The organism is Inquilinus sp. (assembly GCF_039594555.1).
Taxonomy (GTDB): Bacteria; Pseudomonadota; Alphaproteobacteria; order DSM-16000; family Inquilinaceae; genus Inquilinus.
Genome location: NZ_JBCNNF010000305.1, coordinates 1 through 8,303, shown reverse-complemented (window position 1 = coordinate 8,303; position 8,303 = coordinate 1). Strand labels below are relative to the sequence as shown.

The 8,303-nt window shown below is 70.5% G+C and carries 8 protein-coding genes; 2 read left to right on the top strand and 6 right to left on the bottom strand.

The window, feature by feature from the left end; all coding sequences use genetic code 11:
- The coding region (locus ABDW35_RS26240; protein WP_343716809.1) for an efflux RND transporter permease subunit at nucleotides 1-497 on the bottom strand (497 nt) is incomplete at its 3' end.
- Nucleotides 494-1,522, bottom strand: coding sequence for an efflux RND transporter periplasmic adaptor subunit (locus ABDW35_RS26235; RefSeq protein ID WP_343716808.1), 1,029 nt, complete (start codon nucleotides 1,520-1,522; stop codon nucleotides 494-496). The genes ABDW35_RS26240 and ABDW35_RS26235, both read right to left, overlap by 4 nt.
- 582 nt (nucleotides 1,523-2,104) lie before the next feature.
- Here ABDW35_RS26235 and ABDW35_RS26230 point away from each other — a divergent pair.
- Nucleotides 2,105-2,740, top strand: a complete 636-nt coding sequence (locus ABDW35_RS26230) for a TetR family transcriptional regulator (protein WP_343716807.1) — start codon at nucleotides 2,105-2,107, stop codon at nucleotides 2,738-2,740.
- A 16-nt stretch (nucleotides 2,741-2,756) separates the two neighbouring features.
- Here the strand turns inward: ABDW35_RS26230 and ABDW35_RS26225 are convergent, their stop codons facing one another.
- Together ABDW35_RS26225 and ABDW35_RS26220 are read right to left on the bottom strand one after the other, a co-directional pair.
- Nucleotides 2,757-4,193 (bottom strand): MFS transporter, encoded by a 1,437-nt coding sequence (locus ABDW35_RS26225; protein WP_343716806.1) that lies wholly within the window; start codon nucleotides 4,191-4,193, stop codon nucleotides 2,757-2,759.
- A 14-nt stretch (nucleotides 4,194-4,207) separates the two neighbouring features.
- Nucleotides 4,208-5,611, bottom strand: a complete 1,404-nt coding sequence (locus ABDW35_RS26220) for an amidase (RefSeq protein ID WP_343716805.1) — start codon at nucleotides 5,609-5,611, stop codon at nucleotides 4,208-4,210.
- Nucleotides 5,612-5,752: 141 nt separating this feature from the next.
- On the opposite strand from ABDW35_RS26220, the gene ABDW35_RS26215 reads away from it, so the two are divergent.
- Nucleotides 5,753-6,610, top strand: a complete 858-nt coding sequence (locus tag ABDW35_RS26215; RefSeq protein WP_343716804.1) for a LysR substrate-binding domain-containing protein — start codon at nucleotides 5,753-5,755, stop codon at nucleotides 6,608-6,610.
- A gap of 4 nt (nucleotides 6,611-6,614) precedes the next feature.
- On the opposite strand, the gene ABDW35_RS26210 is transcribed toward ABDW35_RS26215, so the two are convergent.
- The gene (locus ABDW35_RS26210) at nucleotides 6,615-7,730 is read right to left on the bottom strand and encodes a glycosyltransferase family 2 protein (RefSeq protein WP_343716803.1); all 1,116 of its coding nucleotides are present in this window, start codon (nucleotides 7,728-7,730) and stop codon (nucleotides 6,615-6,617) included.
- Nucleotides 7,730-8,303: hypothetical protein (locus ABDW35_RS26205; protein ID WP_343716802.1), on the bottom strand; the 574-nt coding region annotated here is incomplete at its 5' end. The genes ABDW35_RS26205 and ABDW35_RS26210, both read right to left, overlap by 1 nt.

Here is an 8,303-nt window from a genome sequence, read left to right as displayed (position 1 = left end):
TCGTCGATGACGTTCAGCAGCGCGTAGTTGTTCAGGTAGATCGGGTCGTACTGGCCGCTCTCGTCATGCAGGATCACCGCCTGCAGGATCGAGCTGGACTTCTTGTCGACCCGGACGCCGGTGCGCTGCACCTCCTGCGGCAGGGTCGGCAGCACGCGCTGGACGCGGTTGTTGACGTTGATCGTCGCTTGGTCGGGGTCGGTGCCGATCTTGAAGGTGACGGTCAGCGTCATCGTGCCGTCGCCGGTGTTCGTCGACCGCATGTACAGCATGTTGTCGACGCCGTTGATCTGCTGCTCCAGCGGCGCGGCGACGGTCTGGGCCACGGTCTCGGCGCTGGCGCCGGAATAGCTGGCCGAGACCGAGACCTCGGGCGGCACGATCTGCGGATACTGTGCGATCGGTAGCACCCGCATCGCCACCAGCCCGGCCAGGGTGATGACGATCGAGAGGACGGCCGCGAAGACGGGCCGGTCGATAAAGAAGCGGGAGATCACGGGGTCGCCTCCGCGACCTTGGCCTCGGACGGGCGCACCGGGCTACCCGGTCGGACCTTGATCACGCCCTCGGTGATGATCCGGTCGCCGCCCTTCAGGCCGCTCTCGACCAGCCAGCCGCCCTCGACCTCGCGGCCGAGCGTCAGCGGCCGGGCCTCGGCCTTGTTGCCCTCGCCCAGGGCATAGGCGAAGGGACCCTGCGGGCCCTGCATCACCGCCACCTGCGGCACCACCACGCCCTGCTTCAGCGTCAGGCCGCTGACCGTGACCCGGACGAACTGGTTGGGCATCAGCAGGCCCTGGGCGTTCGGCAGCACGGCGCGGGCGCGGATCGTGCCGGTCTGGTTGTCGACGACGCTGTCGGTGAAGTTGATGGTGCCGCCCTGGTCGTAGGCCCGCCCGTCACCGAGCTTGACCGTCACCGGGAAGCGGCGGTCCTTCGGCCCCTCGGCCTTGCCCTCATCCAGCAGCCGCCGGATCTCGGCGAAATCGGCGTCGCTGAAGGAGAAGCTGACATAGGCCGGGTCGAGCTGGGTGATCCGGGTCAGCAGGCCATTGGCGCTGATCAGGCTGCCCTCCGGCACCTCCTCGATGCTGGTCATGCCGCCGAGCGGCGCCGTCACCGTGGTGTAGTCGAGGTTCAGCTGGGCGGTCTTCAGCTGCGCCTGGGCGGCGGCCACCGCCGCCTCGTCGGTGCGCACCTGGGCCGCGGTGTCGTCGCGGTCGCGCTCGGACCCGGCGCGGGAGGCGAAGAGCTTGCCGGCACGGTCGGCGTTGATCCGGCTGTTGGCGAGCTGGGCCTGGGCCTGCTGCAGCTGCGCCTGCACCCGCGCCACCTCGGCCTGGTAGGTGGCCGGGTCGATGCGCAACAGCTCCTGCCCTTCCGTCACCCGCGCGCCCTCGGTGTAGTCGCGCTTCAGCAGGATGCCGCCGACGCGGGCGCGCACCTCGATCTCGCGGAAGGCCGACACGCGGGCGGCATAGGTGTAGGCCAGCGGCACCGGCCCGGCCGACACTTCCTGCACCGTCACCTCCGGCGGCGGCGGCGCGGATTGCGTCTGGGCCTGGGCTTCACCGGTGTTTTCGTTGCAAGATGCAAGAATCGGCGCGGCGGCCAGGGTAGCGGCCAATGCGGCGGCGCGAAGAGAAGACGTCGTGATCACGGTGACCGCACCTTTGCCTGAGAGTTTTTTGCACTGCACAACAAATTCTGACGACGGCAACGAATGCGGGATTGATTTACATACATCCTTGAATGTATGTAATGAGGATGCAGAAGACGTCCTCAAAGTTTCACCCAGCCCCCACACCGCCATTTCGGCGCACCCCCAGAATGCCTGCTCCTGGCCGCCTGGGCAATGCCGGAGGCCGGGCCGACGTATTAAGATTTGTTATCGGGAGAGACGCAGCAGCCGGTCCCCGGAACGACGGATTCGTGTCGGGGGACACCCCGGAGTCCGGATGGCTGAGCTCACGACAACCCCTTCCCGCTGTCGGATTCTTTTGCGCCGCACACAACCCGGGGCCTCCGGGATGTCAGGCAGGGATGGACTTATATACATACTCGAACGTATGTAAAGAGAAAAAAGGGGGAGAGGGATAGAGATATGGCACGCCGCACCAAGGCCGAGGCGGAAGAGACCCGGCAGAAGATTCTGGACGCAGCGGAGCGGCTGTTTTTCGTGGACGGGGTGTCGCGCACCTCGCTGGAGCTGATCGCCAACGCGGCCGGGGTGACCCGGGGCGCCATCTACTGGCACTTCAAGAACAAGGTCGAGCTGTTCGAAGCGCTGCACGAGCGCGTGAAGCTGCCGGCGGAGGACATCGTCGAGCGGGCGATGGCCGACGGCCACCCCGACCCGCTGGGCCTGATCGAGCAGGCGACGGTCGAGAGCTTCATCGCCCTGACAGAGGATGAGCAGCGCCAGCGCGTCTTCACCATCCTGACCTGCCGCTGCGAGTATGTCGGCGAGATGCTGGCGGCGCTGGCGCGGCAGCGGGAGGCGCATGATCACATGCGGGCGACGATGAACCGGGCCTTCGTGGCGGCGCAGGAATCCGGGCGGCTGAGCCCGGCCTGGCCGCCGGAGGTGGCGGCCAGCACCCTGACCTGCCTGATGGTCGGGTTGATGGTCGACTGGATCCGCTTCGGCCGCCGCTTCGACCTGGTCGAGACCGGCACCCGCAGCGTCGGCGAGCTGTTCCGGTCGTTCCGCCGCGAGAGCGAGCCGGCGCTCTGCTGAGCCGGCGCCTGCCCCGTCAGCCTTGGACAGGCGGGCGGGGCAGGCGCAGCGACAGCAGCCCCGCCAGCGCCAGCAGCGCGACGTTGCAGCCGAGCGCCAGCGCGAAGGCGTGCACATATGCGGCCGGCCCGGGATCCGGGCCCAGCGCGCTGTAGAACACCCCGCCGATGATGGCGACGCCGAGCGCCGCGCCGATCTGGAAGGTCGAGATGACGATGCCGGAGGCGAGGCCGGCATGCTGGCGGTCGATGCCGCCGATCACCGCCTTGATCACCGATGGCATCACGGTGCCGAAGCCGATGCCGGCGACGGCCAGCGCCGCTCCCGGCCCGCCGGGCAGCCCCCGGGTCACGGCCAGGATCACCCCGCTGAAACCGACCACCTGCAGCCCGAAGCCGAGGGTCAGCGCCCGCGGCCCGAATCGCCGCATCACCCCGGCGGAGGCCAGCGACGCGGCGAAGAAGCCGGCGGCGAAGGGCAGCGTCGCCAGGCCGGCCTGCAGCGGCGTCTGCCCCAGTCCGCCCTGCAGGTAGACCGAGAAGGTCAGGTAGAAGGACGACAGCATGTAGAAGGCCAGCGCCATCGCCACGCCGACGACGAAGCCGCGGTTGCGGAACAGCGACAACTCCACCAGCGGCGAGCCGCCACGGCCCGCCAGGGCCCTCTCGTACCGGACAAAGGCGGCCAGCGCGACCGGCGAGGCGGCGAGCATGGCCATGATCCACAGCGGCCATCCGGCCTCCCGACCCTCGACCAGCGGATAGACCAGCAGCCCGAGCATGGCCGACAGCAGCACGACGCCGCCGACATCCAGCCGCGCCGCCCGCTCGGCCCGCGATTCGCCCAGCACCAGGAGGCCGCCCAGGAACGCCGCGAGCCCGATCGGAATGTTGATCAGGAAGATCGCCTGCCAGGTCAGGCCGAGCGGGTGCGAGGTGACCAGCACGCCGCCGAGGATCTGGCCGCAGATGTTTGCCAGGCCGAAGGTGGCGCCGTACAGCGCCAGCGCGCTGCCCTGTTCAGACGCCGGGAACAGGACGCGGATCGAGGCCAGCACCTGGGGCGCCATGATCGTCGCCGTCAGCCCCTGCAGGATGCGGCCGGCCACCAGCACGCCCGGCGACCAGGCCAGGCCGCACAGCACCGAGGCCAGGGTGAAGCCAGCGACGCCGAGCACGAACATCCGCCGCCGCCCCAGCCAGTCGCCCAGACGGCCGCCGGTGATCAGGAACACCGCATAGGTCGCCGCATAGGCCGAGATCACGAACTGGACGTCGCCGGAGCTGGCGCCCAGATCCTGCCGGATCGCCGGCAGCGCCAGGTTGACGACGTTGAAATCGAGGATCGGCAGGAAAGCGCCAATCAGCAGGACGGGCAGCGCCAGCCACCGGCGCGGGTCGCCCGCCGGCTCCGCGATGTTGTCGATCGCGCGCCGGTCCGCCTGGACAGCCATGATCCGGCCTCCCGTCATAGCTGCGGATGGCGGCGATGCCAGTCGGTGGCCTGCTGGTAGGCATGGCCGGCGCGCACCAGCAGCACCTCGTCGAGATGACGGCCCACCAGCTGGAAGGACAGCGGCAGGCCCTGCCGGTCGAAGCCGCCGGGCAGCGTGATCGTCGGGCTGCCGGACATGTCGAAGGGCGTGGCGAAGCGAAGCAGCGCGGCCAGCTCCTCCGGCGCCGCCCACAGCTCATCCTTGCGCGCGACGGTGAAAGCGGTGACCGGCTGGGTCGGGATCAGCAGCAGGTCGATCCGGGTGAACAGGGCGGCCAGCGCCCCGGTGAAGGCCAGGCGGGCGTGATGCGCCTTCATCAGCTCGATCGCCCCGGCGGCGCGGCCGGCCTCGATCAGCCCGGAGACTGAGCCCGGGCGGGCACCGTATTCGGCGGCGCGGGCGGGATAGGTCGCCTCATGCGCGATCGCGGTCTCGACGCCGCAATAGAGCGGCCAGGCCGTCATCACCACCGCGGGATCCGGCATCGTCACCTCGCGGATCTCCGCCCCCAGCCCCTGCAGCACCCGCCGCGCCTCGCGCATGGCGGCCACGACCTCCGGGTCGACCCCCTCCTCGCCATAGGCCGCGTCGATGCCGATGCGCAGCCCGCGCACGCCCTCGCCGAGGCCGGCGAGATAGTCCGGCACCGGCGCGGCGAGGCTGGTGGGGTCGAGCGGGTCGAGCCCGGCGATGGCGCCCAGCACCGCCCCGGCATCGGCGGCCGACCGTGCCATCGGGCCGATATGGTCGAGGCTGGCGCCGAGCGCGAAGACGCCGTGGCGGCTGACCCGGCCCCAGCTCGGCTTCAGCCCGGTGATGCCGTTGGCGGCGGCCGGGAAGCGGATCGACCCACCGGTGTCGCTGCCCAGCGACGCGAAGGCCAGGCCGGCCGCCGGCGCGACGCCCGAACCGCTGGAGGAGGCGCCGGACCAGTAATCCGCGTTCCACGGGTTGCGCGGCGGCGTGACGGACGGGTGATGCTCGGCGAAGGCGCCTTCGGTCAGTTGCAGCTTGCCCAGCAGCACGGCGCCGGCCTCCGCCAGCCGCACCACCACCGTCGCATCGGCCGCCGGCACATGGCCGGCATGGATCGGCATGCCGGCGGCGGTGGCGATGCCGGCGGTGTGAATGATGTCCTTCACCGCCACCGGCACCCCGTGCAGCGGGCCGCGATAGCGGCCGGCGGCGATCTCGGCCTCGGCCTTACGGGCCTGGGCCAGCGCCAGCTCCGGCGTCGGCAGGGCATAGGCGCGCAGCGCCGGCTCCAGCCGCTCGATCCGGGCCAGCATGGCCTCGGTCAGCTCGACCGGCGACAGCGCGCGGGCGCGCAGCTTCGCCGCCACCTCCAGCAGGGTCTCGTAATGCAGATCGGTCATGCTCGGCCTCGAAGGATCGGCGCGGTCCCTGATCCGGGCCGCCGGCGCCGTTCGTTGCGTGAGACCGAGAGATTGGAGGGCTTCATCTATATTGGAACGAGATATATCCTGATATCAAAGATAACAAATCTGGATATCCCGATGCCGATGCTGGATGTCGAGGCCGTGCAGGCCTTCGTCATGGTCGCCGACCTGCAGAGCTTCACCCGCGCCGCCGCGGCGCTGGACACGTCGCAGGCGGCGGTCAGCGTGAGGCTGAAGCGGCTGGAGGAGCGGCTGGGGCGCCGGCTGATCGAGCGCACGCCCCGGCAGGTGCGGCTGTCGGTCCAGGGTGCGGCATTCCTGGAGGCGGCGCGGGACTTCATCGCCGCGCATGAGCGGGCCGTGGCCAGCCTGTCGGCTGCGCCCCGCCGCCTGGCGCTCGGCATCAGCGAGCATGTCGCGGGGCCGGAGCTGCCGGCCCTGCTGGCGCGGCTGCACGGCCACGACCCGGCGCTGGTGCTGGAGGTGCGGATCGACGGGTCCCGCGCCCTGCTGGACGCCTTCGAGCGCGGCAGCCTGGATGCCGCGATCATCCGGCGCGAGGACGACCGGCGCGACGGCGAGCTGCTGGTGCGCGAGCGGTTCGGCTGGTTTGCCGTTCCAGGTTTTGAGTGGCGCCAGGGCGAACCGCTGCGGCTGGCGTCGCTGGCCGCCACCTGCGGCGTCCGCACCGTCGCCACCCGCCGGCTGGAGGCGGCCGGCATCCGCTGGACCGAGGTGTTCGTCGGCGGTGGCGGTGCCGCGATTGCCGCCGCGGTCTCGGCCGGGCTGGCGGTGGCGGCGATGGCCTATCGCGTCGCCCCGGCCGGCACCGTCGACGCCGGGCCGCGCCTGGGGCTGCCGGAGCTGCCGGCCTCCGACATCGTGCTGCACGCCAGGCCGGGCGATGCCGCATCCCGCGGGGCGCTGCGCACGCTGGCCGCCGCGTTCCGCACCGGCCGCGAGTTGGCGGCCTGAGGCCCTATTCCCCGGCCGCCTGGGTGCGGGCGCGGCCGCGCTTGCTCCAGGTAAAGGTCGAGGTCACGCCGAAATTCCAGACCGAGGACAGGGCGGCGCCGAGGAAGCTGGCCAGGGCCCAGGGCACGCTGCGCTCGAACAGGAACTCCGCCACCTGCAGGTTGATCAGCGCGCCGATGGCGCAGGCGGCGTAGAAGGACAAGAGGCCGCGCAGGAAGTCGCGCCCGCGCAGCTGCTTGTCGCGATAGGTGATGCGGTTGTTGAGGGCGAAGTTCGAGGTCATCGCCGCCACGGTCGCCACCGCCTGGGCCCAGTAAAAATCCCAGCGGAAGGCGTGCATGAACAGCCCGACCAGGGCCAGCTGCACCGCCACGCCGGACAGCCCGACCATGACGAACAGGATGAAGCGCGCCGGGATCGTGCCGCCCAGCAGCTTGTCGAAGATCAGCATCAGGAATTCCAGGCTGACGGCGAAGTCGAGCTTGCTTTCGCCGCTGAGCCGGCTGCGGAAGATGAAGGGCAGCTCGGCGAAGCGCAACGGGCGCCCGGCCGAGGCGAAGATGTCGAGCAGGATCTTGAAGCCCTGCCCGTTCAGCCGCTCCGCCACCTCCTCGATCAGGGGGCGGCGCAGCATGAAGAAGCCGCTGAGCGGGTCGGTCAGCTCCTTCGGCACCACCATGCGGGCCAGGCGGATACCGAGGCCGGACAGGCGCTCGCGCTTCTCCGAGAAGGTGCCGAGGTCGCTGCCCGGCAGGAAGCGGCTGGCGACGACGATGTCCAGCTTGTCGGCTTTCAGCCGCGCCAACATCTTCGGCAGCAGCGTCTCGTCATGCTGCAGGTCGGCGTCCATCACCGCGAGATAGGGGGCGCCGGTCGCCATCATGCCCTCGACCGAGGCCGAGGACAGGCCGCGCCGGCCGATCCGCTTCAGGCAGCGGACATTGTCCCGGGTCTCGGCGATCCGGTAGACCGCCTCGGCCGTGCCGTCGCTCGAATCGTCGTCGACGAAGATCACCTCCCAGGCGATCCCGGCCAGGGCCGTGTCGAGCAGCTCGACGAGACGCCCGACATTGCCGACCTCGTTCAGGGTCGGCACCACCACCGCGAGTTCGTAGCGCATCACTTGGTGGCCACCCACGGCGCGCCCGGCGGCAGCGGCAGCGGCCAGGGCGCCTTGAAGCCGCGCGCGGTGTAGACATGCAGGGTCAGCTCGGCCCGGCCGCCGCGATGGACGATGATGTCCGGCTGCGGCTCGACCGAGGCGAAATAGGGCCGCCAGCGCTCGTCGAAATCCTTCAGGAACTCGTCCTGGCCGATAATCACCGCGTCATGGCCGGCGAAATCCATCTGGTTCCAGCCGAAGGCCAGGTTGCGCGGGTCGCGGCACAGGCACAGCACCGGTAGCCGGTCGCCGAGCTGGACGTCGATCTTGCCGGTCTGGTGCCATTGCGTGCCGACCACGAACAGGCCGGGCTGGGTGTACCAGCCGCGCTCCTGCGCCGCGGCGCGCAGGTCGGTCCAGTCCAGCCCCTCCAGCGTCGGGTCCCAGATCTCGGTCGGGCCCAGCCCCGGCAGCGCGCGCATCCAGCCGGTGGCGGCGTGGCTGCCCAGCACCACCAGCACGAACACCGTGGCGATGCCCGAGGCCTTGAGCCAGATCCGCGCGGCCCGGCTGCCATTCTCCAGCCACCGC

Excerpts from the sequence above, each read along its gene's own strand:
- ABDW35_RS26210 (WP_343716803.1), bottom strand. The coding sequence starts at position 7,730 with ATGCGCTACGAACTCGCGGTGGTGGTGCCGACCCTGAACGAGGTCGGC.
- ABDW35_RS26230 (WP_343716807.1), top strand. The coding sequence starts at position 2,105 with ATGGCACGCCGCACCAAGGCCGAGGCGGAAGAGACCCGGCAGAAGATT.
- ABDW35_RS26220 (WP_343716805.1), bottom strand. The coding sequence starts at position 5,611 with ATGACCGATCTGCATTACGAGACCCTGCTGGAGGTGGCGGCGAAGCTG.
- ABDW35_RS26225 (WP_343716806.1), bottom strand. The coding sequence starts at position 4,193 with ATGGCTGTCCAGGCGGACCGGCGCGCGATCGACAACATCGCGGAGCCG.
- ABDW35_RS26215 (WP_343716804.1), top strand. The coding sequence starts at position 5,753 with ATGCCGATGCTGGATGTCGAGGCCGTGCAGGCCTTCGTCATGGTCGCC.